This is a genomic window from Longicatena caecimuris, assembly GCF_004341945.1.
Lineage (GTDB): Bacteria > Bacillota_I > Bacilli_A > Erysipelotrichales > Erysipelotrichaceae > Longicatena > Longicatena caecimuris.
In genome coordinates, this window is the sequence record NZ_SMBP01000021.1 from 1 (window position 1) to 24,767 (window position 24,767).

General features: G+C 35.4%; 17 protein-coding genes. 16 read left to right on the forward strand and 1 reads right to left on the reverse strand.

Going from position 1 to position 24,767, the window contains the following annotated elements:
* Positions 1-167 precede the first annotated feature (167 nt).
* Positions 168-1,721: an O-antigen ligase family protein gene (locus EDD61_RS11095; RefSeq protein WP_132225401.1), complete on the forward strand. Its 1,554-nt coding sequence runs from the start codon at positions 168-170 to the stop codon at positions 1,719-1,721.
* A 187-nt stretch (positions 1,722-1,908) separates the two neighbouring features.
* Here the strand turns inward: EDD61_RS11095 and EDD61_RS11100 are convergent, their stop codons facing one another.
* The gene (locus EDD61_RS11100; RefSeq protein WP_165877210.1) at positions 1,909-3,114 is read right to left on the reverse strand and encodes a D-alanyl-D-alanine carboxypeptidase family protein; all 1,206 of its coding nucleotides are present in this window, start codon (positions 3,112-3,114) and stop codon (positions 1,909-1,911) included.
* A 158-nt stretch (positions 3,115-3,272) separates the two neighbouring features.
* Between EDD61_RS11100 and EDD61_RS14120 the strand changes: the two genes are divergently transcribed.
* The 15 genes from EDD61_RS14120 to EDD61_RS11175 all read left to right on the forward strand — a co-directional run bounded on the left by EDD61_RS14120 (position 3,273) and on the right by EDD61_RS11175 (position 24,706).
* Positions 3,273-5,075, forward strand: a complete 1,803-nt coding sequence (locus EDD61_RS14120; RefSeq protein WP_243642722.1) for a hypothetical protein — start codon at positions 3,273-3,275, stop codon at positions 5,073-5,075.
* 142 nt (positions 5,076-5,217) lie between these two features.
* Positions 5,218-7,077, forward strand: a complete 1,860-nt coding sequence (locus tag EDD61_RS11110) for a fibronectin type III domain-containing protein (RefSeq protein ID WP_132225405.1) — start codon at positions 5,218-5,220, stop codon at positions 7,075-7,077.
* 191 nt (positions 7,078-7,268) lie between these two features.
* A complete protein-coding gene (locus EDD61_RS11115) occupies positions 7,269-8,060 on the forward strand; it encodes a hypothetical protein (protein ID WP_132225407.1) in 792 nt (263 codons plus the stop codon).
* A gap of 2 nt (positions 8,061-8,062) precedes the next feature.
* On the forward strand, positions 8,063-8,884 hold the full coding sequence (locus EDD61_RS11120; RefSeq protein WP_132225409.1) for a hypothetical protein: 822 nt from the start codon (positions 8,063-8,065) through the stop codon (positions 8,882-8,884).
* Positions 8,856-9,569, forward strand: coding sequence for a LytR/AlgR family response regulator transcription factor (locus EDD61_RS11125; protein ID WP_230327036.1), 714 nt, complete (start codon positions 8,856-8,858; stop codon positions 9,567-9,569). Before EDD61_RS11120 ends, EDD61_RS11125 begins: the two co-directional genes overlap by 29 nt.
* 2 nt (positions 9,570-9,571) lie before the next feature.
* Positions 9,572-10,384 carry a hypothetical protein gene (locus tag EDD61_RS11130; protein WP_132225422.1) on the forward strand — a complete coding sequence of 271 codons (813 nt, stop codon included), beginning with the start codon at positions 9,572-9,574 and terminating at the stop codon, positions 10,382-10,384.
* The gene (locus tag EDD61_RS11135; protein ID WP_132225424.1) at positions 10,359-11,225 is read left to right on the forward strand and encodes an ATP-binding protein; all 867 of its coding nucleotides are present in this window, start codon (positions 10,359-10,361) and stop codon (positions 11,223-11,225) included. Before EDD61_RS11130 ends, EDD61_RS11135 begins: the two co-directional genes overlap by 26 nt.
* 96 nt (positions 11,226-11,321) lie before the next feature.
* Positions 11,322-13,880, forward strand: a complete 2,559-nt coding sequence (locus EDD61_RS11140; protein ID WP_132225426.1) for an RCC1 domain-containing protein — start codon at positions 11,322-11,324, stop codon at positions 13,878-13,880.
* Positions 13,881-13,908: 28 nt separating this feature from the next.
* A complete protein-coding gene (locus EDD61_RS11145) occupies positions 13,909-16,074 on the forward strand; it encodes an Ig-like domain-containing protein (RefSeq protein ID WP_207901037.1) in 2,166 nt (721 codons plus the stop codon).
* Between the two features lie 284 nt (positions 16,075-16,358).
* Complete coding sequence (locus EDD61_RS11150) at positions 16,359-17,189, forward strand: ABC transporter permease (RefSeq protein ID WP_008978200.1); 831 nt, start codon at positions 16,359-16,361, stop codon at positions 17,187-17,189.
* A 13-nt stretch (positions 17,190-17,202) separates the two neighbouring features.
* A complete protein-coding gene (locus tag EDD61_RS11155; protein WP_008690543.1) occupies positions 17,203-18,042 on the forward strand; it encodes an ABC transporter ATP-binding protein in 840 nt (279 codons plus the stop codon).
* Between the two features lie 70 nt (positions 18,043-18,112).
* Entirely contained in the window at positions 18,113-19,156 is a 1,044-nt protein-coding gene (locus tag EDD61_RS11160) for an acyltransferase family protein (protein WP_132225428.1), read from the forward strand.
* Positions 19,157-19,171: 15 nt separating this feature from the next.
* Positions 19,172-20,320, forward strand: coding sequence for a CDP-glycerol glycerophosphotransferase family protein (locus tag EDD61_RS11165; protein ID WP_132225430.1), 1,149 nt, complete (start codon positions 19,172-19,174; stop codon positions 20,318-20,320).
* Positions 20,313-21,971 (forward strand): CDP-glycerol glycerophosphotransferase family protein, encoded by a 1,659-nt coding sequence (locus EDD61_RS11170; protein WP_230327008.1) that lies wholly within the window; start codon positions 20,313-20,315, stop codon positions 21,969-21,971. Before EDD61_RS11165 ends, EDD61_RS11170 begins: the two co-directional genes overlap by 8 nt.
* Positions 21,972-21,973: 2 nt before the next feature.
* Positions 21,974-24,706: a bifunctional glycosyltransferase/CDP-glycerol:glycerophosphate glycerophosphotransferase gene (locus EDD61_RS11175; RefSeq protein ID WP_132225434.1), complete on the forward strand. Its 2,733-nt coding sequence runs from the start codon at positions 21,974-21,976 to the stop codon at positions 24,704-24,706.
* Positions 24,707-24,767 lie beyond the last annotated feature (61 nt).

Sequence of the window (24,767 nt, forward strand, 5' to 3'; positions counted from 1 at the left end):
TATAGAGAGACACGCTTTGAAATTAAAACGAACCGCCGTATACGGAACCGTACGTACGGTGGTGTGAGAGGGTGATTTATTTCACCCTACTCGATACAAAAAAACGATGTAGCTGCGCATAAAAAAGTGCTATACTATACATAAAGCATACATAGGGGAGTGTTGTTATGGAGAAAGAAACCGGTTATTTAATTATGGCAAGGAAGATGGCATATTGTTATCTTTTTCTGTTCAACAGTTTATTTCTATTCTGGTTTACCGACTATTATTATAATCTGAATGATTCTAAATACTATTTTTATATCACAATTACCGCAATCACGTTACTGATTAGCGGTGTGTTGTATGCTCTACATAAGCTACAGCTAAAAAAAGATAATCAAACAACGACATGGAAACAACTTATACATTTATCGATTACGGATAAATTGCTTTTTCTATGCCTTTGCAGTTATTTGATAACAACCATAATAAGTTCTTATCCAAGTGCTTCTTGCTATGGCATGATCCGTCATACCGGTCTTATCTTTGCTCTTTTTTTAGCAGGGACATATGCGATCGTTTCGCGTCTATACCAGCAACAACAATCGATTCTTTTACTATTTTTAGGCAGTGTAGGCGTGGTTGTTATTATCGGCATGTTGCAATTTTTCAACATTGATCCACTTGGTTTTTTTCAAGAGGTGAGTGATTATCAAAGTAACTTTTATTTATCAACCATGGGAAATATTAATTTCTTTTCATCCTTGATTTGTCTTTCTTTACCCTTAACTATCGTTTTATATTTATATTGTGAGAATACAACTAGTAAGATTCTATATTCCATCAGTATGATCCTTTGTTTTATCGGGCTTATGATTGCGAATAGTGATAGTGGTTATTTCGGCATTTTTACCCTCTTGTTAATTATCGCCTACTTCGCTTTAAAAAACATACAGTACCTAAAACGCTATTTTATTGTTCTCTTATATTTTTTAGGTACTTTCAAGCTGATGGGAATTCTTATCTATTTTATGCAAGATAGCTGCAGAGAATTGCATACGTTTTCACACTTTATCGCTTATCGCCCAATCACATGGATTTTTCTTGTTATCGTGGGGATTGCGTATCTCTTGATGGATGTTTACACAAGCCCTTGTGAAAAGTATTTTAAAGGTATTCAAAAAGTAGGGCGAGGATTGTTGTTACTGATTGTTATCCTAGCGATAGGACTTTTTCTGTATTATTCCTTTATCGATACAAAACAGCCATTAGGCACCTTTGCTAACTATCTGCGTTATAATGATGCATGGGGTACGGGAAGAGGATTGATCTGGAATCGGGTGCTCTACAGTTATACACAGCTGCCATTTCTTCAGCTTTTATTCGGACATGGGCTTGATACGACACGGCTTTTACTAATTGATACATTTGGTGAAACCATGGCTCTATATGATAATGCCCATAATGAAATCTTACAATACTTAGTGACAACCGGCATCGTAGGCTTGTTATGCTATCTTTCGACATTGATCAGCAGTTTAAAACGTCTTTGGATATTTATAAAAAAAGAACCGTATGCTTTTGCCATCGCCGCGACAATGCTTTGCTATTTCATACAAGCAATCGTAAATATCAATCAGCCAATTACAACACCGTTCTTATTTATGTTTTTAGGAATAGGAGAATCTTTTATCCGACAAGAACAAACACAACCCATTAAACAAGATGTAAATAATTAAGCAAATAAAATATGGTAGTAACGCATACTCTTATGCGTATAGGATGCAAACGAGTAGGGGAATACGCAAAAATTCGATTTGCATATAAAAATTATGATGATGATAGTTTTTCGATAGGTCATCGGATATCACTTTTATAAGCCTGTCGTATATCAGCTTTGATTTTAGCGTTTTAAGATATAGGAAATCAGGGCTTTTTTTTCATTGGTTTTTGCTTGTTTTTCGTTATGAGAATCGGCGGCTTTGATTGTCTTCTTTTTTTCATGATTAGCCAAAGAATTAAGATGATAAGGAGAGTGGCAATCACATATACACTGATTGCGATATGCCAGCCATCACTGATAATTTCATATGTTGTCGTAGTATTCTTTGTTTTTATGGTAAGGATACCGACAACATCATTTGGTTTGACAATCATTTTCTGATTAGTTGAAACAAATGTTTTTTCATAAGCGTTAAAGACGCCCTGTGGAGCTTCGATATAGATGTCGGAAGGAAGAGCGACATGAAAGGAAGGCGTTAAGATATTCCCTTTGATTGCAACCGTATCTCCTTTTTTATAAATTATTTTCTTTTGATAATTCGTAAAATACCATTGATATAAATGAGCGGCATCAACTACGTGATTGGTGTGCTTTTCATCAATGGGAGCTTCCGCGCTCACTATCACCACACGACGCCCATCTTTTTCAGCGGTACTTGCTAAATTTAATCCGGTTTCATCCATAGAGCCACTTTTTGCCCCGGTAATATAAGAATGATCCAACTTTGCTTTATCAAATGTAGCATACACAAAGTTTTCAGCAATGCGCTCTTCAAAGGCATTCGTTTTTATTTTCACTTGATCACTTGCAACTATCTTTTGAAAGATGGGATTCTCCATAGCGTAATCCATAAGGAGGGCCATATCTTTTACAGTAGTATAATGTTGTTTATCGTATTTTCCATATACATTCGTAAAATGTGTGTCTTGTAAATGCAATTCTTTTGCTTTGTTATTCATGAGATCGACAAAATCTTTCGTATTACCGGTAGTATAGCGTGCTAGCATTTCAGCTGCATCACTTCCTGATGCCAACATCATACAGGATAAAGCATCCTGTATACGCATTCTTTCACCGATCAATAGCCCTGCAATGCTAGCTTCATCGCGAATAACCTTAGTATCTGATGGCACTGCTTCAACAATTTTATCAAAGTGCTTCGTATTTTCGATTACCACGATTGCCGTCATGATTTTTGTCATCGATGCCGGATAAATACGTTTCTTTATATTTTTTGCGAAAAGTATTTCTTTCGTATCACGATTCATGACGATAACATCTTTACTTTTTAATGTGGCAGCTATTGCATCTTGCGTATTCTCCTTAGCATGTAGGACATTCATGTTCATAACAAGAAAACAGCTAAGTAACATAGATAGGAAAAGCTTTCTCATTTTCATCACCCTAATCATCTCTTTAATAGTAACATAGACTTTATCAAAATCAAGAAATTTCCCTATTTCAAAAATTCAGATATAAGCGTTTAGGAATATCCTTATGTGGATATATGCCGCTACATGCAAATACGAAGGAAACAAAAGACGAGATAATTAAAACAGCAGCTTTTGATTACAAAGAAAATAGTAATAATACGACAATAACGGCAACTTTTGATTTTCGCATGACGGATAATAGAAATTATTTTAAGTATAATAGGAAAACAAATAAAAATGATCATTATGATACAGGCATTTATGGTACGATTGAATCAGTCAAAGCCGGTTATGATCATACGAATTTTACGGTGGACTATTATAATTATTATAACTATACAGCAACGGGAGAAATTCAAAAAGTAAATACGTGGCTGGAATATGCCATAAAAGAGTATAACATGGCAAAACAAAAGAATAAGATTACGACCTTTGTATTTCCTACCCAAGAGTTATCAGATGGCGATGATGCTTTTCTTAATTATATGCGAAAACACCGTTACAAACATCCTACCGCTTTTGTCGCTTCGGAATTAGCATCGATGCAGAAACTATCGATCCCTTTGGTATTTCATTCGGGGTATGATTTACATCTTTACGACTATAACATGAGTTTTCAGAAAATTACCAATACAAATGGTTCTTTTACCCCATCAGCCCATGACCAAATCATGAATAACAAACTGGAGGCATATGTAAAGAGCCATGATGTGAATGCGCCTTACCTCATTGAAGTAAATGCCAATTCGCAAATCATGCCAGGTACAGCGAATGTTCATATGCGCGCGGAAAATCTGGCGAATGGTTATTATAATCTTTATAACTATAATCCAATTAATAATGCTATTTCTTATGTAGGAAGAGCTGTGGAAAAGGATGATGTCCTTTCTTTTACAACTTCTCAGAAGGGTTTATTCTTCTTAACAAAAGAAAAAGTGATGAAGGCCACCGCAAAGGGATATCGCGGTACTTATGATGGGAAGGCACATACCATCAATCTCAGTGGTTATCCATCAGGCAGTAAGATATCCTATCGTACAAGTGCAAATGGTACATGGTCAACAAAGAAACCAACAAGAACGAGTGCAGGGACAACGACGGTATCGTACAAGATTGAGCATCCTAACTATAAGGCTTTAACGGGCAGTGCTAAGATCGAAGTCTTAGGACGCAATATCGCAAAAGGATCCATAACAGGATTAAGCACAAGAACATATACCGGTAAACGCATCAATCCTAATGTTATGGTGAAATATGGTTCGACAACATTAATAAAGGGAAAAGACTATACACTGTCTTATGGTGAAAATACCAACGCTGGAAAAGGAAGCGTAAAGATTAGTGGAAAAGGTAACTATACCGGCACAATCTCCAAAACATTTACGATCAATAAACGAAGCGTGTCTACATTAAGCTATAACAGTCTTTCTACAAGAACTTATACAGGAAAGGCGATCAAACCATCCATTACGGTGAAATATGGGAAGACGACCTTAAAAAACGGACGTGATTACACACTGTCTTATGGAAAAAATGTAGCTACTGGCAAAGGCACAGTAAAAATCACTGGAAAAGGCAACTATCGTGGAACAATCACAAGAAGCTTTAAGATCGTACCGAAAAAACCAAGTGTGAGTATCAAGGCAGGTAAAGGAAGCTTAAAGGTGACAGCCAAAGCCACCGGAGCAAGTGGGTATCAAATAGCTTATGCTACAAGTGCTAAAGGAAAACTGAAGTATGTGACAAGTGGTACAAGTAAAACCTTAAAACTATCAAGAAATAAGACGTATTATGTAAAAGTAAGAGCTTATAAGACGATAGATGGTAAAAAGTATTATGGCGCTTACAGTACGCTGAAACCTAGTAAGACTAAGTAAATATAAGAAAACACTGGATTTACCTTTCGTGTAAGTAGATACAGTGTTTTTTTTATGAGCGATGAACAAAAAGGGATTATCAAAATAGGGAAAGTAAGATATAATAAAACCAAGAAAAGAAAAGGGATAAGTTGAGGGGTTTATGAAAAATATTGAAATTAATTTTAGCAGCTTTCAATGGAAAAAGACAATGATTGCTATTGTGGTCAGTGCTGTATGTATTTCCATGTTTAATAGCCATACAGTTGTTGCCATGAGCAAGGCAGCAACCTATACTACAAGGAGTGCAATTGCTACATTTGATATTCCATTACGTTCTCATGATGAATATTTTTATTATAAAGATGAACATAATGCGCATGGAAAAAATGGCAAAGGAACGATCACAGCCGTAAAAGGCGGTTTACATAATACGGATTTTAAAGTCGATTATACAGATTTTTATAACTATACGGCAACAGGTGAAATACAGCAGCCTGATCAGTGGCTGAAGTATGCAATGAATGAGTATACTCGAGCAAAGCAGAAAAATAAGATCAATACGTTTGTCTTACCTACGCGCAATAATTTAGACTTATCTGATACGGCGAATGCCTTTGGCCAATGGCAATCCATTACCTATCGCAAAATGCACCCAACGACTTTTTCCTCAACCGAATTAAAAGCTCTGCAAACACTCCAAGTACCTGTTGTTTTTCATGCCGGAGATCATAGCTTTGTCTATGATTACAGTATGAGCTTTCAGGATATAACAAAAACCAGCGGATCTTTTAAACCTTCCGTAAAAGATCAAGTCACAAACACACAGTTAACAACCTATTTGAAGGCACATAATGTCACAAACGCATATGCCATCGAAGTCAATAAAGGATCAGAAATCATTCCGGGTGTTGCACATGTTTTCATGCGAACCAAAGGGCTTGCGGATGGCAATTATAACTTATATAGCTTTAATCCTAACAAGAGTACGATTTCATATGCCGGAAGAGCCATTCAGCAATCGGGAATCTTAGACTTTAAAACTAATAAAAAAGGATTGTTTTTCCTAACAAAAGAAAAAACCAGTAAAGTGATGGCCAAAGGCTATACCGGAGTCTATGATGGCAAGGCACATAGTATAAGTTTAAGCGCATATCCTGCCGGAAGCACTGTGTCTTATAAAGTAGGTGCTAATGGTACATGGACAACGAAAAAGCCGACAAGGACACAAGCAGGTTCTGCAACGATCTATTTTAAAATAGAACATCCAAGCTATCGGGCATTGCAAAGTTTTGCCAGAATTTCGATAAGTAAGAAAAGTTTAGCAGCAGCAAAAGTTAGTGGGATTGTAAATAAATCTTATACAGGCCAGCCAATCAAACAAAGTCCTGTTGTCACATTAGGTACAACGACTTTAAAAAATGGTCGTGATTATAAGGTTGCCTATGCCAATAATGTAGCAGTGGGAAGCGCCTCTATGATCATACTGGGAGCCGGAAATTACAGCGGTACCATTTATAAATCTTTCACGATTACAAAAAGCAATGTAGCAAAACTAAGTGTTTCAGGTTTGGTGAATAAAGCATATACAGGAAAAACAATTAAGCCTGCCATTACCGTGAAAAATGGCAAAACAACATTAAAATCCGGTAAAAATTATACGATCACCTATGGGAAAAACACAGCAGTCGGAATCGGTACAGTGAAAATCATCGGTAAAGGAAATTATACCGGAAGTGTTACGAAAACATTCCAAATCGTGCCTGTAAAACCAACGGTCAGTATCGTACCTGGCAACGCCAGTTTAAAAATTACGGCAAAAGCAAAAGGTGCCGGCAGTTATCAAATAGCTTATGCCACAAGTGCCAAAGGAAAACTGAAGTATGTCACAAGTGGTACGAGTAAAACGTTAAAGCTATCAAGAAATAAGACGTATTATGTAAAAGTAAGAGCTTATAAGATCGTTGGCAATAAAAAATGCTATAGCTCTTACAGCACGTTAAGATGCATAAGAACGAAATAATAAGAATCTGAATAGCGATGAAAATAGCGTTTAGCCAATCATCTTCTAATTGGTTAAACGCTTTTCCTATATAGTGCAGCAATTGTAAGGATATATTGTAAAAATATCGCAATTCATGTAATTATTGACATATTTAAAAAGAAATATATGAGATAATATATATACGTAAAATCGGGGTAGGTGAGAATGAAATGAATGTTGCTGTTTATAATTTTTTATATGCAATTGCCGTCACCTATTATCTTGATACTCTCTTGACAAGAGCTCATGGAAAAACTTCCTTGTGTATTCATCTTATCTGTAATTTGTTTAGTTCCATTGTTATTATGAATATTTTTTATGAAGAACTCTTGATGCGCGAATTCTTATATTTTAGCAGTTTGCTTTTTATTATCTGCTTCTTATATAAAGATCGTTTATTATGGAGAATGGTCGTTCTGGTAATCCTTATGCTGATGGTTCCAATCTTTGAAATACCTCTGGATCTTTATGTAATAAATTGCACCACGTATTCACCTGAAGTGTTTTTACAACAGTATCCGCTAACCATGCCATTATTAGGGCTTTGGAATTTTATCGGTTTATGGCTAGTGTCATATTTTTTAAGAAAAAGACGACAAACGGTTTTACACATAAATGTTTATCTGACAGTGCTGCTTTTATCTTATTTCGTATTAATATTTTTTATACCGTTGTTAATTTACTTGCAAGATTTTTTAGAAGCACAATCACCAGTTTTATTGATGATGGAAATCTTGCTGCTATGGGGAAATCATTATGTATTGAAAAAATACTATGACAGTATGCTGCAAATCAAGCGAATGCAAAGTAATACACAGGCGATGTTAGAAGAGGTTGAACAGATGAAGGAGTATAAGGTGGAATATAAGCAGATCTTGCGTCATGACTTAAAAAATCAATTAGCGGCATTAGAACGCATGTATAGAAAAGATAATACTATTGAAAGAAGGGAAGATGAATAAGAATGCAAACAGCGTATACATCTTTAAATTTTTTAATTTATAATGTGCTCTTATCGATTGGCATTGCTTGTTTCTTTGATTCTTTACTAGAACGAAAATATAAGAAACTGTCTTTGCCTGCATGTATCATTATTTGCTCTGTGGCAGCTCTGATTACCGAAACCATACTTATCCATCAAGTAGTGATGCGTAATATTTTTACATATGTATGTTGGTATTTCGCTCAACATATCTTTTATAAAGGATCAGCAAAACGATATGTCTTCCATATTCTAGTAATCAGTTGTCTGTTGATCTTGTCGGAATTGCCATTTGACTTTGTGCTGTTATTACTAAATGGGGATATCGCTTCTTTTTATGCAGAGCATATGGATGTTATCTTTCTATCACTTCTTTTGATATACCCATGCATGGTTTTATGTTCTCGCAGTATACGAAAAAGAGACCATCTTTCCATATCAATCGACCTGTATTTATGGATAATCTTTCTATTAACCTTCTTTATGATTGTATTGTTCCCGTTATTTGTTATTATCGGCGGTTATTATAAAAATGATATGCGAATATGTTTTGTATTGGCAATGGCCTGCTTAGTCGGAAGTGTGATTACCCTATGGGGGTATGTGCGAAAGAAAAGGAGTGAATTAGCATTCCATAACCACCAAGTATTTTATACAGAAGTGAATGAACAGTATTTAAACGATGTAAAGAAAAGAAATGAATATGTACGACTTTTTCGCCATGATTTGCAAAATCAATTAGAAATAGTCAAAACATTACAGAGGAGGAAGAATGATGATGCAACTCGTAGTCGTAGAAGATGAATATATCCAATTGGAAGAATATCGAACATTATGTGAACAATATTTGCAAGGGGAGCAATATAAAATCACTTGTTATATGGATGCTGAAGGTTTGCAAGAACATATGAAATTAGGGAAGGGGATAGATATTCTCATTATGGATATTCGTCTGTCAAATGCCAATGGTATTGAACTAGCAAAACAAGTTAAGCGGATCTACCCGCATACGGCAGTTATTTTTATAAGCGCTTATTTAGCGTACGCTCCTTTTGTGTATGAAGTTGACCATGTCTATTTCATTTATAAAAAAAATACCTTAAATCGCTTTCCTAAAGCACTGGCAAAAGCCATTAAACATTATCACAATAAAGAGCGTAACATATTGCCGATTCATTGGAAAAAAGAAGTTATCTTATTAAGTATTCCCGATATTATTTATATCGAACGGGAAGGACGTAAAACAAATATTATTATGTGTGATGAAGAACAAACCGTTTATCAGAAGATCGATGATATTATGAATCAATTGCCGGAGGATTTATTTATTCGTATTCATCATAGCTTTATCATCAATTTTGATTACATTCGTTCGTTTTCAAGAGATAAAATTATTATGAAAAACGGAAAAGAATTGCCTGTCAGTCGAAGCTATGAAAAAGCCGCAAAAGAAAAAATTTATCATCTAATGGATGAAAGCATGGTGTAGTTATGAATATCTTATCAGTTACATCTTTTCAGCTATTTTACCAGACAATGTTAAACATCGTATTCGTATGGTTTTGCTATCGCTGCCTTACTTTCAAAGGGAAACTATGGCAATACGGCATTTTCGCGCTCATCTTTATGATTTGTGATACGTTGCCATTTTTGTCAAGTGACAGAGTCGTACGATCACTGATTGCATATACGTTAATGTTTGGTTTTGTCATCTTCTTATTTAAAGATCAATTTAAATATCAACTATTTGTCATGATTACATATCTTATGATTTTGTTCTTACCGGAATTTCTATTCGATTTTGTTGTTATGTATGGTTTTCATATTGATATATTGACGATATTGTTGGAACAACCATGGGTATATGGCATATGCTTTCTGATTACTTGGGGCTTTGCTTATCTTGTACAAAAAATCCTACGTTCATATTTTCTAACAACACCACCCCAAAATCCGGAATATTTGTTATTATTGTGTGCCAGCGGAATGTTTACTATTTTTTTAGCACCGGTATTTTATTTACTTTGCTGTCCGAAAAACGAAATCAACTACTTTATAACAGGAATTGTCCAAAGTGTCTTTTTTATCATCTTTTGTTATGAAGCACATCATGTCAGTCTTATGTATCAAAGACAAGAAAAGGTAAAAGCATCTTATGCTTCTTATGAATTGTTATTAAGAAATTGTGAAGATAATCGAATGTACCAGCATGTATTACATCATGATTTACAAAATTATATGGAAACAGCACATATGCTGTTACATCAGGAGGAACAGCATGGTTCAATTTTTAAAGAAGAATAAGGAAATCGGTTTATTAGGTATCATGCAAGTGCTGATCTTCATTGTTTTAGCATTTGGACAATGGCATAAAACAAGTGATATGTATGTATTTGCAGGAGTATTCTTATTGCAGGTCATTTCCTGCATCGTGCTATATTATTTATTTCGTAAAATATTTCGCAACATTGAAGAAGAGAAAAAACAAAGTATGCTGCTGAAGCAACAAAAGTATGCCGAAGAACACAAAAAGGTGAAAGCGCAATTGGATGATCAATTGGAGGATATCAAAGAGCAAGTTTCACATATGTTAAAAAATCTACAAATGAATGCAGATAAAATGAGTGAAAAAGCGTTCCATGAAGCGGTAAATGAGATTATTTCCAACAGTGAGCAGCTTTATCAAGTAGATTTTTGTGATAACAAAACGATAGATGCTATCCTGTATAATAAATCACTCTTAGCGAAAAGCTTGCACATTCCTTTTGATATCCAAGTGCAAATACCACAACAGCTCAATATTGCATATGTCGACCTGATATGTGTCTATGCGAACTTATTAGATAATGCAATTGAGGCAAATTGTCAAGTTGATGAAACACAGCGCATGTTAAAAATAACTTCGGCATTAAAAATGAATCAGCTGATCGTTAAGGTAGAAAACGCAAAACCTGCCAATCTACACATTGATAAAAACAGCGGGAAAACGACAAAAACAGACACGAGTGAACCGCATGGACTGGGGTTAAAAATTTTACAGCGGACAGCTGAAAAGTATCATGGCGATATGTTAATCCAGGATAAGGGACATGAGGTAAGCGTCAGCGTGTTTATGGAAAATGTAAATGTTGGTACCATATCGTAAAAACATCAAGTTTCATGTCATTATTCGTAAGGCAGCGATTTCTTTTTCGACTATAATAAAAATGATTGATGAATAAAGAAAGGTGGAACAACAAAGATGAAAAAGATTTTAAAAGGTATTTTTGCAGGTGTATTGTCAATATCTTGTATGATGTTGCCAGTCGATGTGGAAAATACAACATTAGGGATGTCAAAGGTAAAGGCAGCAGAAGATGATGGATATCAAGTTGTTGACTTTGATGCTTCGGATAGTATGGAAGGTGCAGCCGTTACGAAAAATGGTAGTCTCTATATGTGGGGACGTAATACGAATGGCGAAGTAGGGGACAATACGACGACTGCCAAACATATGCCAACGCGCATTATGGGGGATGTCAAGGCGGTTGAAAAAAAAGCAAGGTCAACCGTTATTTTAAAAACAGATGGAAGTATATATACTAATGGATCAAATCGATATGGAGATTTGGGTATTTCAGCATCTTGGGATACTAAGAAACTTACACCAACGAAAATTATGAGTGATGTCAAAACCTATATACCGGGATCAGATTGTGCTGCTATAAAGAAAAATGGCGATCTGTATACATGGGGCGGTGATTCTTTGTCTGCGATGACGGGTCAAGGAAGTAAAACGAGCACACCACCTAAAAAATTAATAAGTAATGCTGTGAAGTATAAAAGTTATAAATATTATACCGGAGCTTTATCTGCAACGGACAATTTATACCTATGGGGAACTGGTGAAAATGGTCAGATGAAATTGGATGATGTGGCAGACTTTGACATAAAAGATCAATTCTGGGGTGTTTTGAAAACTAATGGTGATTTATTCTTATGGGGAAATAATCATAATGGGCAAATCGGTAATGGAACGAATACGGAACAAGACACACCAGTAAAAGTCATGAGTGATGTAGTGTCTTTTTGCATAAACAACGATCGTACTGCCACTATTAAAAAAGATGGTTCTCTATATATGTGGGGTAAAAACTTTTATGGTGAAATTGGTAATGGGAATGATATGGAATATGAAGTGACGAAGCCAGTAAAGATTATGGATAATGTAAAGTCGGTTTCTTTATTTCAAAATGTTACGGCAGTTATTACAAAAGATGATGACTTATATATGTTTGGCAATAATGATAATGGCTTAATAGGTAATGGGCAAGCAATGGGAAATCAAAAAAGGCCGGTTAAAATATTATCAAACATTGCATCTATCGAGTTATCAATTTGTAATGGTCTTGCTTTATCGAATAACGGAGAAGTCTATACATGGGGATTTAATTCTTTTGGACAATTAGGAAATGGAACTAAGACGAATTCTACTAAGCCGATAAAAGTTTTAACAAATGTCAAAAAAGTTAAATTAGTAGATAACTCTGTTTTAGCGTTAATGTATACAGGTGAGCTTTATGCGTGGGGTGGAAATATAGGATTTTTATTAGGGAATACAGGCTCTGTCTCGACACCAAGCAAAATCGTACTGCCAAAAGTAAAAAGTCTTTCACAAGCAACGATGAGTAGTATCAATTCTGTGACCTATACAGGGAAAGAAATAAAACCTTCTGTCACTGTAAAATACGGTGACAAGGTATTACTGAATAATACGGATTATACGATAACATATAAGAATAATACCAATGCTGGTAACGCATCGGTTATCATAACAGGAAAAGGGAACTTTACAGGTAGCATAGCAAAAAGTTTTGTGATAAAGAAACGCGGCATAGAAAAGTTTTCATGTACAATGGGAAGTAAATATTCCTATGCAGGAGGACAAATCAAACCATCGATTACCATAAAAGATGGTACGAAAACGTTAAAGAATGGAACAGATTATACAGTTTCTTATGGAAAGAATACCTCATTAGGCAAAGGAACGGTAAAAATCAGTGGGAAAGGGAATTATACCGGTTCGATTTCAAAGACATTTACAATTAGCAAACGAAGTGTTACCACATTAAGCTATGGCGGACTTTCTGCAAGAACCTATACGGGAAAGGCCATCAAACCATCCATTAGCGTGAAGTATGGGAAAACGACCTTAAAGAATGGGCGCGATTATACGATTTCTTATGGAAAGAATATTTCACCTGGTAAAGGAAGCGTAAAGATTAGTGGAAAAGGCAACTATACCGGCACGATCACCAAAACATTTACGATCAATAAACGAAGCGTATCCACATTAAGCTATAACAGTCTTTCTACTAGAACTTATACAGGAAAGGCCATCAAACCATCCATTACGGTGAAATATGGAAAGACGACCTTGAAAAACGGACGTGATTACACATTGTCTTATGGAAAAAATGTAGCTACTGGCAAAGGCACAGTAAAAATCAGCGGGAAAGGCAACTATAGTGGAACAATCACTAGAAGCTTTAAAATCGTACCGAAAAAACCAAGTGTGAGTATCAAGGCAGGCAAAGGAAGCCTAAAGGTGACAGCCAAAGCCACCGGAGCAAGTGGGTATCAAATAGCTTATGCCACAAGTGCTAAAGGAAAACTGAAGTATGTGACAAGTGGTACAAGTAAAACCTTAAAACTATCAAGAAATAAAACGTATTATGTAAAAGTAAGAGCTTATAAGACAATGGATGGTAAAAAGTATTATGGCTCTTATAGTTCGATGAAACGGATAAAGACAAAATAATTGATTATTGAGAAAGGGTGTATAGCAGATGATTAAAAAAATTATAATAAGTATGATTATTGGGATATTGTCGATGTCTTGTATGACGTTGCCGATAGAGGGGAAAACGCGGAGTTATTCAGAGGTAAGCAAAGCTGCAGATGATTTCTATGATGGCTATCAATATGATGTAACAACAGACTGTTATTTTAGGCATATTCCTTATGAAGATGCATATGTAGAAGTGTTATTACCTAAAGATACAGAGGTATTTACCTTGCCTGCCAAAATTGCAGGCTATCCAGTAAAAGAACTGGCTATTAAAAGAAATGCCTATGGCCTTGATAAATATGCGGAAGTATATAATAAGTTAAAAGAAATCAATGTAGCGATAGATAATGCTTATTTTTCTAGTCTGAATGGGGTACTTTATGATAAAGGAAAAACTACATTACGATACTATCCGGCAGGAAAACCGGAAACTAGCTTTAAGGTACCAGCGAATGTAAAAGAGGTAGAGAATTTTGCTTTTATTTCTAATCGTTATTTACAGACGTTGGATACTGGAAACTTGACTTCTATTGGTTTTGGAGCTTTTTATGATTCTAATATTCAAAAATTAAAAATTAATAAGGCATTAAAAGATATCGCTTTTGGAGTAGCTATTTCTAATATGCCACCTGCATTCGGTAAATGCAAACAGCTAAAAGCGTTTGAAGTTGATGCCGAAAATCAAAATTTTTCAACTATTGATGGTGTTCTTTTCAATAAAGACTGTTCTAAACTCATATATTATCCAAATGCGAAAGGACAATCTTATACTGTTCCTAATAATACAAAAACAATATCGCAATATGCATTTTGGCTAAGCGGATATGATAGTGGTGAGATGAAACAACTAACAATTGGGAAAAATGTGACAAATTTCGTTGATGATGTCAGAACATCAGCTTTTAGTGGATGTGTGAAAGCATCCATAAGATGCTATAAAGATTCTTATGCATATACTATATGTCAGCAAAAAGGATTGAATGTTATAACGATACCGGAAAAGATATCACTGAATTGTGCATCAAAAGCATTAGAGAAAAACGCAACGTATACTTTTAAACTAACGACTTCACCTACTAGCGCATCTAAATCCGTTACGTGGAGGACAGGTAACAGTAAAGTAGCCAAAATTGATAATAATGGTAAAGTAACTGCTGTAAATGCAGGTAATACTTATATATATGCGAAAACACCAGAAGGGTTAGAAGTGAAGGCAAAGATTACGGTCATTCTCCCATCCATAACAAAGACTAATATTACAGTAAAAAACAGTATGTTTACTGGCTCACAAATCAAACCATCTATTACCATAAAAGATGGTACGAAAACGTTAAAGAATGGAACAGATTATACAGTTTCTTATGGGAAGAATACCTCATTAGGCAAAGGAACGGTAAAAATCAGTGGGAAAGGGAATTATTCCGGTTCGATTTCAAAAACATTTACAATTAGCAAACGAAGTGTTACCACATTAAGCTATGGCGGACTTTCTGCAAGAACCTATACGGGAAAGGCGATCAAACCATCCATTAGCGTGAAGTATGGGAAAACAACCTTAAAGAATGGGCGCGATTATACGATTTCTTATGGAAAGAATATTTCACCTGGTAAAGGAAGTGTAAAGATTAGTGGAAAAGGTAACTATACCGGCACAATCGTTAAAACATTTACGATCAATAAACGAAGCGTATCCACACTAAGCTATAACAGTCTTTCTACTAGAACCTATACAGGAAAGGCCATCAAACCATCCATTACGGTGAAATATGGAAAGACGACCTTGAAAAACGGACGTGATTACACACTGTCTTATGGAAAAAATGTAGCTACTGGCAAAGGCACAGTAAAAATCACTGGAAAAGGCAACTATAGTGGAACAATCACTAGAAGCTTTAAAATCGTACCGAAAAAACCAAGTGTGAGTATCAAGGCAGGCAAAGGAAGCTTAAAGGTGACAGCCAAAGCCACCGGAGCAAGTGGGTATCAAATAGCTTATGCCACAAGTGCTAAAGGAAAACTGAAGTATGTGACAAGTGGTACAAGTAAAACCTTAAAACTATCAAGAAATAAGACGTATTATATAAAAGTAAGAGCTTATAAGACAATGGATGGTAAAAAGTATTATGGCTCTTATAGTTCGATGAAACCTTGCAAAACAAAGTAAGCTTAAAAACCATCTTATGGAAAGATAAAGAAGTGTTTCTATCGCGAATGTTGTGCGTAAGAAACACTTTTCTTTACTTGTACCATCTTCATCCTGTCATACGCTTTTTCCTCTATAATCATCATGTATCCGTGAAATATTACCTCTTTTATACGATGGTAAGAAATGCATGTTCCCTTTAGAAATGGTAAAAAAACTCTAGTTTCTACTTGCTATATGTTGTATAATGTGGTAGATTGTGCAAATAGTGCTTATAGGAAGCAATGAAAAAAGGAGTATTGTATATGTTTAAAAGCGTACAGTATGTAGTAAAAGAAAACTTCTCTAACTTATATCGTATATTTTGCATCGCGAAGTATGAATTACTTGCGGATATGCGTGACTCTAAGTTTGGATTATTTTGGAATTTTGCATCACCGGCAATTCAGGTGCTCACATATTTCCTGATTTTTGGTTTGGCATGGTCAAGAAAACCTATCAAACATGATGGTATTGAAATTAATTATCTGCCTTGGTTGGTCGTTGGGTATGCTGCATGGTGGTTTATTCAGCCATGTATCCAGAATGGTTGTAATGCCATTTTCTCCAAAACCAGCGTTATTACTAAAATGAAATTCCCTGTCAGTGTCTTACCGGCAACGATTTGTGCGAAGGAATTCTTTAATCACCTTTGTATGATGCTGATTGCAATCGTGATGTTATTTATGTGCGGTTTCTTCCCGAATGTATATTGGTTAGGATTGATTTATTTCACGATCTGTTCCTTTATGTTCGTTGAATCTGTCACCTTGATCTTATCCGTCTTAACGATGTTGTGGAGAGATGTCAGAAAACTGGTAACTTCGCTAATGCGAATGCTGATGTATTTTTCACCCGTTATTTGGGAATGTCATTTTGCGGCAAGTGTTCCATTTCATAATATCTTAAACATTATTATGAAATTAAATCCAGTGTATTATATCGTAAATGGCTACCGTGATTGTATTTTCTATAACCGATGGATATTTGCTCACCCGGCACAGACGATTTATTTCTGGGGAGTAACGATTGTCTTATTTGTAATTGGCTGTATGCTGATGTATAAGTTTAAACGTAAGTTCATTGACTTAATTTAGGCAGGTGATAAGAATGGCAAAAAATACATATGAAACAAACCCTTATGCGGTTGAATTACATCATATTTCTAAAATTTATAAATTAAAGAAAAAAGACGGACAAAAGTCAAATGATAACGAAAGCTTTTATGCGTTAAGAGATATTAGTATCAAAGTTGAAAAAGGCGATGTTGTTGGCGTGTTAGGAACCAATGGCTCCGGTAAATCAACGTTATCCGTTATTTTAGCCGGTATATCCGATATCGATGGCGGGGAAATGAATGTTAGTGGAGAACAAGCCTTAATTTCCATCAATACAGGGCTGAATCAACAATTGACCGGCTTAGAAAATATCAACGTTAAGGGTGCTTTGATGGGCCTTTCTAAAAAACGTATTCAGGAAATTACGGAGGATGTTATTGAATTCGCAGAATTAGGCGATTTCTTATATCAGCCGGTAAAAAAATATTCTAGCGGTATGAAATCAAGACTTGGTTTTTCAATATCTCTGGCATTGGATCCGGATATCTTTATTGTCGATGAAGCCTTATCCGTAGGAGATAAAGGATTCGCCCAGAAATGTATGAATCGTATGAAAAAACTGCGTGATGAACAAGGAAAGACAATCTTCTTTATCTCACATGCATTGCCACAGGTACGAGAATTCTGTAAGACGGGAATGTGGATTGAAGGTGGAAAGCTTATTGAATTTGGGGAAATTAATGAAGTATGTGACCACTATTCAGAGTATGTAGATAAATTGAATGCAATGAGTGATAAAGAAAAGAAAAAAATGTTAAACGAAAAATTTGAACAGCGAATCATTCATAACTATAAAGAGGGATTCTTATCTAAATTATTCACGAAAAAATAAAGCAACAACATCGTTGTTGCTTTTGCTCTATAGTTGAAAGGGAAAGAACATGCAATGAAAGGAGTTTTTTATGGATAAAGCAGTTGAAAATACAACGACGAGATTAGTGTGGCTAGACCAATTAAAAGCTATTTCCATGTATTTCGTCGTTTTAGGTCATTCACTGTTAAAGTTTAAAGAAGGAAAATTATTTCGTTTTATTTATTCCTTCCATATGCCATTATTTTTCATGATATCCGGCTTAACATTTCGTCCTGATAAATATACGACGATCATGGATTGTGTGAAAGATAAAATCATAAAACTAGCTCATCCCTACATCATGTTAAATATATTATCTTTACCTTTTTGGTACATCAACATGAAAACCCATATGATCCAACCGGATTCTTTGATAGAAGTTTTATTCGGCGTCTTTTATTCCAATAGCGCCGTTGTCAGAGCTCCATCCAATGCGACATGGTTTTTAATGACCTTATTATTTGCTGAGGTTATTTATTATATGATACATTATTATTTAAAAGATGATAAATCGGTTTTCTTAATGTCGTGTATCTTGGGTGTCATCGGTGTTATGGCACCGTTGGGAAAAGAGTTTTTGGATGCTCCATTCCATTTTGATGTATCTTTAGTTGCGCAATTTTATTATGGGTGTGGCTATTTGATAAGAAAGTATTTTACGAATTTCATGAATGCCTTTAAGGAGCATTATCGCTTTAAAATCTTTCTGTTGTTCAGTGTGGGAACCTTTTCGGCATTTATCAATAAGCAAGTAGATATGAGCAATGAGCTGTATCGCAATATCACCTATATGCTGATTAGTTCTTTCACATTATCCTTCATTCTCATCTTTCTTGCGAAAAAGTTTAATTTCCACTCGAAGCTATTATCCTATATCGGACAGAATACCATCATCATATTAGCTTTGCACATCCCTATGTTACGTATTCTCCAGGCGGCTTTCCCGATTTTTTTAACAAGTCAGTTTTATGCCGTGTTAGCATCCATCATCATATACTTCATTATGGTGATATTTATATGGTTTATTAACCGTTATTTATATTTTATAGTAAAAATGCCCAAAAGGTTACAAAACATAATTCATCGATTTTAAGAACGGAGTGAAAAGATGCAGGCAATTATTAAGCTAGGTACCGCAGCCTTAAATGTTTTATATTTTTTCATAAAACTTTTACCGGTAAAAAATAAAGTTGTCATGATATCCCGACAGTCAAATACACCATCCATAGATTTCATCTTGTTGAAAAAAGCTCTTCAACAACAAGATGCATCCGTTGATGTCGTGTTTTTATGTCACACCTTGGATGGCGGATTAAAATCATCGTACAAAGATAAAATCAAATATGCCTTTCATATGTTGAAGCAGATGAAAGAGATTGCCAGCAGTAAAGTGGTCGTCTTAGATACCTATTGTATCGTCATCTCCCTTTTGAAACATAGACGTTCTTTAAAAATCATTCAGATGTGGCATTCAATAGGAACGATGAAAAAATTTGGTTATACCGCATTGGATACGGCAGAAGGAACAAGTACGAAGATTGCGACGGCCATGCGCATGCATGAACAGTATTCCTATGTATTCGCCAGTTCCCCTGCTTATCAAGCCGATTTAGCAAAGGGATTTCATTGCCCCGAAGACATTGTACGCATTTATCCTTTGCCAAGAGTGGATATCTTAACTGATGCTTCTTATAAACAAGAAATGCGTAAAAAGCTATATCAAAAATATCCAATCTTGAAAGAAAAGCAAGTTATTTTATATGTTCCGACATTTAGAAAAAAGGAAACGATGATGCAGACATATGTTGATAAACTGTGTGATGCCTTATATGATGATCAGATCCTAGTGGTAAAACGGCATCCATTATCAAAGCTGACGATTCACAATCCTCATGTATTGGTTGATACTTCCTTTACCTCCTTTGATATGTTGTTTGTTGCCGATGCTGTTATCAGTGATTATTCTTGTATTATTTATGAAGCGGCTTTATTAAATATCCCTCTGTATTTTTATAATTTTGATATGCAAAATTATACCGGTAAACGAGGTCTTGCGATTGACTATGAAAACGAGCTTCCCGGAGTCATCAGTAAAGATCCTAAAGTCATTATTGATTCTATTGAAAAAGAGCCGTATGATATGGATGAATTACAACGCTTCTGCAAAAAATATGTGGTATATGATGGGAACACAAGTCTTCATATTGCCGATTTTATATTGAATTTGATGAAAGAAGGAAACGATGCACATGAATAAAGTTATCATAACCGATATTTATTGGCATAATATTTATCTGACATTATCTTTACAAGGGGATGCCATCAAGGATTGCCATTTTTATGTGACGGATTTAAAAAAAGTATATCCTCTGGAACAACCTGTAGACAATAAGCTGACGATAAATATGGTAAACATAAATGAAACCAAACTTTTAGATAATGGGAAATGGTATTTTTATTATGAAAAAGATCATGAAAAATATTATCTCAGTATCACAGCGGCATGTGGATATAAACTGGAACAATTGGATAAGCTGTATCGTTATGGTCAAGAATGCTATGCCTATGCCATTAATTTTCAGATTAGCGATATGGCGGTTTTACAGAAAAAAGCGGCGCAGACTCCTTTGGTCATCCATGGGGATGAAGAAGATTTGATTTTATGTGCCTTTACCACCTATATGAAAAGAAATGACCATCCCAATCGAAAAGATGTGCGATTAGAATCAAAATCCTTGAAACAAGGATGCCGAAAAGTAGCTTTTATTCTTACCAAAGCAGCAATCAGAGGGATTTTTGCGGTATTAAGCAGCTGTCGTAAAAAGGATGGCAAACATGTGCTCTTCATGTCTGAAACAAGAACACCGATTGGCGGTAATTTAAAAGCGATTGATGATCGTATGAAAGAACGCGGCTTAGATAAAACTTTTAAAATAAGTTATTCGTTCTCAAAAACCTTGCAGCAAAGCAAGTTTAAAACTTTCTTTACATGGTCAAGATTGTTGTGGCTCATTGCGAAACAGGACTATATTTTTGTGGATGACTATGTCCCTATTTTTAAAACGATTACTTTAAGCTCTAAAACAAAACTGATACAGGCATGGCATGCCGGAGTCGGCTTTAAATCGGTAGGATATTCACGTTTTGGAAAAGCCGGCTCACCATTACCGAAAGATTCATGTCATCGTAAATATGATTATGCCTTAGTAGGCAGTAAAGGCTTAATTCCGGTATATGAAGAAGTTTTCGGAATTGATCGTTCGCACTTTTTAGCAACCGGATTGCCACGTTTGGATAATTATTTAGATGAAGAACGTATAAACGCTTATAAAATGAAGTTCTATCAGGATTTCCCGGAATTAAAAGGTCGTAAGATCATCATGTTTGCGCCAACCTATCGAGGAAATACGCAAAGTGATGCATATTATCCATATGATAAGATTGATATGGATGGTATTGCAAAGCTTTGTGAACAAGACTATGCCTTTATCTTTAAGATGCATCCTTTCATTCAGGAAAAAGTGGATATTCCTGTTGCTTATGCAACCTATGTGAAAGATCTGTCACAATATGGTGATATCAATGATATGTTTTATATTACGGATATCTTAATTACAGATTTTTCAAGTAATATTTATGAATTTGCGTTACATAAAAAGCCAATCATTTTCTATGCGTTTGATAAAGATTATTATCAGCTGCGTAGAGGGGTGCATCGCAGTTTGGATGATGCGTGCGGCAAGGTGTGTACAACGTTTGATGAGGTCTTATCGACCATTCGTAATAAAACTTTTGAAATGGAAAAACTGGCTGCATTTATTGAAGAATGCTTTGATACACATGAGAAACTGTCGAGTGATATCGTGATAGACAGCATCCTTTTACATGAGAAAGGCGAGAGGTGTTGAGTATGGATGAAAGAAAACTGACAATTGTATTGACGATGCAGAATGGGGTAGAAGGGCTAGCGAAAACATTCGAAAGCCTGCGCCAACAAAAAGAAAAAGCTTTTCAGCTTATCCTTGTCTGTGCACCAAAAGATAGGGAAACAGTTGAAAAAGAAGCATTGTCATCATTTCATGCAAAGCTTATAGAAAGTGATGCCAACATGCGAGGAGCCTTATTGAATCAGGCGATGCAATATGTTGATACAACTTATGTGATGTTTATGGAAACCGGCGATACGATGAATCATCATTTTATCAAGAAAGCAATGAAAGTAATGGAAGAAAATCCTGCCGCTACCTTTGTTGTCGGTAAATCCTATTGTAATAACCCATTGATGACAAAAACACGCAAACAGCACATTTTAAGTAAACTTTTTATTGAAGAAGACACTGTCTATGATCTGTCAAAAGAGTATTCTGCTTTACATACCGCTTTAGATTCTTCCATCTTTCATAGTGAAATGATCAAAAGGATAGGATTCAATGAAACCCTGCCATTTGAAGCAGGCACCGATATGGTGATGAAGCTTCTATTAGAAAAACCGGTTTATGCCACCGTAGCAAAAGCGGAATATGAATACTTTGCGCCACGTGAAAATCAAGTGCTTTATCATGTTCCATCCCATGATGCACGCTGGTATCATGAATCTTTGCAGAGCTATCTTTTCCCATTGTTAGAATATGCGAAAAAAACCCAGAAAACGATTCCGGCCTTTTTACAAAATTATTGTGTCTATTATGTAAATTGTCGAATGATGGCCAATAAAGATAATCGTAATAAAAAAGTCGTCTTAGGGAAAAAACTAGATACGTATTTAGACTTAGTCCAAACATTATTTCTACAAATTGATGATTATTATCTCTTGAATCAAGATGAATTGTTCTATATGACAAAAAATCCAGAGATTCGTTGCATGTATTTGCGTATCAAATATGGAAAAGATCAAGTAGCATACACCTATCAAAGTGTTTTGGATGAAGAGAATGAGCGGGATGTAGAAATGTGTTTTCATGGTTTGCGCATCTCTTCTTTGAATAAACATCGCTTTACGATCAATGTCATGAATTACATTCAGGGAAAGGTTTGGATCGATGGTTCATTGATCAGTATCTTTCAGCATGGGAAGGTAGAATATTACGCAAAATTTAATGGGAAAGAATATCCGGTAGTAGATACTGATGCATATTCCTTAACAAAATACTTTGGGGTCCCAGGATATCGCCGTCTCACATATCATCTGGAATTTCCTTTAGATGAGAAAAAAACAATGCAGAGAATTACCTTCTATGCCCGCATTCAGGGAGAAGAATATCAGATGAAGATTTCATTTGCGAATCATTGGGCAAAACTATCCAAGACACCGCGGTATTCCTACTGGCGCTTCCATAAATATTTATGTCATCATGCCGATAATGGTATTACCATTAAAAAAGCGACGAAGACAAATGTCATAAAACGAGAGATACAATTTCAATTAAATTTAATTAAAAACCATCATAAAAAGGATTTTGCGGCCTTAGGCTTTCGTTGGTTATATTGGATCACGTATCCATGGTATAAGAATAAACGCATTTGGCTCATGTTGGATAAGCTGTATAAAGGCGGAGACAGTTGTGAGTATTTATACCGCTATAGTGCCAAATTTGATGATGGCATCACGAAGTATTATTTGATCAATGAAAATACAAGTGATTATCGAAAGTTGAAGGAAGATGGCTATACGCCTTTAAAGAACGGCTCGTTAAAGCATAAACTTGTTTTTGTCCACGCCGATATTGTCTTAATAACGAATTCTCATTTATTCCCATTTAATGGTTATAATAAGAGTACTTCTAAATATATCAGAGGCTTATGTAACTTTGGCTCCATGTGTCTGCAGCATGGATTATCGGTGCAAAAGTGTGCAATCGCCCAGCGCCGTATCATAGATAATACCCTGATGTATTTTTTAGCAAGTAAGTTTGAGTATGAAAATTTATCAAAACATGCTTATGGCTATCAGGGATTTGATATTTTGAAGTTAACCGGAATCGGACGTTATGACGGCTTAATTAATAACGATAAGAAACAGATCTTATTATCACCGACATGGCGTATGTACAATGCCTTGCCTGTAACAACCAGTGAAGGTGAACAAAGAGGCTATAATCCGGAATTTAAAAATTCAACATATTTCCATGTGTATAACAATTTAATCAACAATGAACGTTTGTTACGTTGTGCAAAAGCTTATGGATATAAGATTAAATTCTTGCTGCATCCAATCTTAAGTTCGCAGCTTGAGGACTTTACCAAAAATGATGAATTAGAAGTTATTCCTTCCGTTGGTGATCTGAGCTATGAAAAAATCTTAACCGAATCCAGCTTAATGGTTACCGATTATTCCGGTGTGCAATTTGACTTTGCGTATATGCGAAAACCGATTGTGTATTTCCATCCGGATGTTTTGCCGCCACATTATGATGATGGTATCTTCTTCTACGATACGATGGGCTTTGGTGAAATATGTACAAAGAGTGAGCAGCTGATTGATATGTTATGTGAATATATGAAAACAGGCTGTGTCATGAAGGAGGAGTATCGCAAGCGCGCAGATAATTTCTATGCTCAAAATGATCATCATAATTGTGAGCGAATTTATCAGGAAATTATGAAATTCCAAAAACAAATCGACATCGATAAGCTGCGTGTTTAGATGATATATTACGAAATCGTCAGTTGTTAGAACCTCTGTTTAGGAGTATAATAAGGCTGAT

What these genes read in the sequence shown, in the direction of transcription:
- EDD61_RS14120 (WP_243642722.1), top strand. Translation starts at nt 3,273, where the DNA reads ATGCCGCTACATGCAAATACGAAGGAAACAAAAGACGAGATAATTAAA.
- EDD61_RS11135 (WP_132225424.1), top strand. Translation starts at nt 10,359, where the DNA reads ATGGTTCAATTTTTAAAGAAGAATAAGGAAATCGGTTTATTAGGTATC.
- EDD61_RS11125 (WP_230327036.1), top strand. Translation starts at nt 8,856, where the DNA reads ATGATGCAACTCGTAGTCGTAGAAGATGAATATATCCAATTGGAAGAA.
- EDD61_RS11115 (WP_132225407.1), top strand. Translation starts at nt 7,269, where the DNA reads ATGAATGTTGCTGTTTATAATTTTTTATATGCAATTGCCGTCACCTAT.
- EDD61_RS11155 (WP_008690543.1), top strand. Translation starts at nt 17,203, where the DNA reads ATGGCAAAAAATACATATGAAACAAACCCTTATGCGGTTGAATTACAT.
- EDD61_RS11145 (WP_207901037.1), top strand. Translation starts at nt 13,909, where the DNA reads ATGATTAAAAAAATTATAATAAGTATGATTATTGGGATATTGTCGATG.
- EDD61_RS11165 (WP_132225430.1), top strand. Translation starts at nt 19,172, where the DNA reads ATGCAGGCAATTATTAAGCTAGGTACCGCAGCCTTAAATGTTTTATAT.
- EDD61_RS11160 (WP_132225428.1), top strand. Translation starts at nt 18,113, where the DNA reads ATGGATAAAGCAGTTGAAAATACAACGACGAGATTAGTGTGGCTAGAC.
- EDD61_RS11175 (WP_132225434.1), top strand. Translation starts at nt 21,974, where the DNA reads ATGGATGAAAGAAAACTGACAATTGTATTGACGATGCAGAATGGGGTA.
- EDD61_RS11100 (WP_165877210.1), bottom strand. Translation starts at nt 3,114, where the DNA reads ATGAACATGAATGTCCTACATGCTAAGGAGAATACGCAAGATGCAATA.
- EDD61_RS11150 (WP_008978200.1), top strand. Translation starts at nt 16,359, where the DNA reads ATGTTTAAAAGCGTACAGTATGTAGTAAAAGAAAACTTCTCTAACTTA.
- EDD61_RS11170 (WP_230327008.1), top strand. Translation starts at nt 20,313, where the DNA reads ATGAATAAAGTTATCATAACCGATATTTATTGGCATAATATTTATCTG.
- EDD61_RS11120 (WP_132225409.1), top strand. Translation starts at nt 8,063, where the DNA reads ATGCAAACAGCGTATACATCTTTAAATTTTTTAATTTATAATGTGCTC.
- EDD61_RS11095 (WP_132225401.1), top strand. Translation starts at nt 168, where the DNA reads ATGGAGAAAGAAACCGGTTATTTAATTATGGCAAGGAAGATGGCATAT.
- EDD61_RS11140 (WP_132225426.1), top strand. Translation starts at nt 11,322, where the DNA reads ATGAAAAAGATTTTAAAAGGTATTTTTGCAGGTGTATTGTCAATATCT.
- EDD61_RS11130 (WP_132225422.1), top strand. Translation starts at nt 9,572, where the DNA reads ATGAATATCTTATCAGTTACATCTTTTCAGCTATTTTACCAGACAATG.
- EDD61_RS11110 (WP_132225405.1), top strand. Translation starts at nt 5,218, where the DNA reads ATGAAAAATATTGAAATTAATTTTAGCAGCTTTCAATGGAAAAAGACA.